Origin of the sequence: Halomonas sp. ANAO-440 (assembly GCF_019915905.1) — a bacterium.
Taxonomy (GTDB): domain Bacteria; phylum Pseudomonadota; class Gammaproteobacteria; order Pseudomonadales; family Halomonadaceae; genus Halomonas; species Halomonas chromatireducens.
The window spans coordinates 1-768 of record NZ_JAHXBV010000061.1; the positions used below are offsets into that span (position 1 = coordinate 1).

Genomic DNA, 768 nt, shown 5'->3' on the forward strand with positions numbered 1-768 from the left:
GCGGCAAGTGCTCACAATGAATTACCTGATCGACCAGAGCAAAGACTGTTTGGGTATAGGCCCAGCGTGACCAATGGGTCTGTAGCTCAGTTGGTTAGAGCGCACCCCTGATAAGGGTGAGGTCGGCAGTTCAAATCTGCCCAGACCCACCATTCTCGAGCTTCGGCCGGGTCTGTCGCTCAGTTGGTGAGAGCGCACCCCCGGAAGTTCTGTAAAGAGAAGGGTGAGGTCGCCGGGTTTATTTTCAAATCTGCCCAGACCCACCAAATTTCGCCGGATACGGCGTTGCTTTGAACCTCGTGTAGCAGGCTACACGTCGGCCCAAAGCGCCTTGTCTCCGACGAAATTGCATTTACTCCTTTTGAAGGAGTCGATGTTGATAGGGGGCCATAGCTCAGCTGGGAGAGCGCCTGCCTTGCACGCAGGAGGTCAGCGGTTCGATCCCGCTTGGCTCCACCACTTTCCGCAGGAAAGTCCGGAAGAGCTCAGTTGGGAGAGCGCCTGCCTTGCACGACAGGAGGTCGCGCCGGGGTCGCGCACGACTTCGATCCCGCTTGGCTCCACCACCTCTCGCGTCACCTGCACACCAACAGTCGAATTACCTGATCGGATCCGCAGTCATAAGCCACCGTCGCACAGCGCGATGACGGGTTTATGACTGTCGATTGACAGTCTGCTCTTTAACAATGTGAATCATGCTGACAAGTTCTTCCTGAAAAGGAAGGACAACGTGATACGTCTCAAGCGTATCCGGCAATTGTCGTGAGT

Annotated in this window: 4 tRNA genes; all 4 read left to right on the top strand. The window is 55.7% G+C overall.

Features of this window, described 5'->3' with window-relative positions:
- Positions 1-75 precede the first annotated feature (75 nt).
- The 4 genes from KZO25_RS19845 to KZO25_RS19860 all read left to right on the top strand — a co-directional run bounded on the left by KZO25_RS19845 (position 76) and on the right by KZO25_RS19860 (position 566).
- Positions 76-152, top strand: a tRNA-Ile gene (locus KZO25_RS19845).
- Between the two features lie 16 nt (positions 153-168).
- A tRNA-OTHER gene (locus tag KZO25_RS19850) sits at positions 169-266 on the top strand.
- A 117-nt stretch (positions 267-383) separates the two neighbouring features.
- Positions 384-459, top strand: a tRNA-Ala gene (locus KZO25_RS19855).
- A gap of 18 nt (positions 460-477) precedes the next feature.
- Positions 478-566: transfer RNA gene (locus tag KZO25_RS19860), tRNA-Ala, on the top strand.
- The last annotated feature ends 202 nt before the right edge of the window (positions 567-768 follow it).